1 protein-coding gene is annotated in these 270 nt (G+C 65.2%); it reads left to right on the forward strand.

Annotation, left to right across the window (positions count from 1 at the left end):
• Positions 1 to 270, forward strand: a 270-nt coding sequence (locus tag HKX41_11620; protein ID NNC24781.1) for a hypothetical protein, incomplete at both ends; no start/stop codon positions are given.

The raw sequence follows: 270 nt of genomic DNA on the forward strand, positions 1-270 counted from the left end.
GATCTGTACGCGATCAACACCGTGCCGGTGCTGGCCGAGAACTTCCCGTGGGAGCGCTACAGCTCGGTCGACGTGTTCCTGCGCTATCGCGACCCGGCCAACAAGATCAACCAGAACGATCTGGTGCGCCTGACCAAGGACTCGCCGTCCGGCGCGGGGAAGATGTTCGTGATGGACGCCAGCAAGACCGGTTATGAGGTGCGCATCGTCTATCACGGCCTGAGCGGCGGCGACACCGTGCGCGACTGGGCGCCGCTGGACGAGCCGCAG

It is taken from the genome of Salifodinibacter halophilus (assembly GCA_012999515.1).
GTDB classification, from domain to species: domain Bacteria; phylum Pseudomonadota; class Gammaproteobacteria; order Nevskiales; family Salinisphaeraceae; genus Salifodinibacter; species Salifodinibacter halophilus.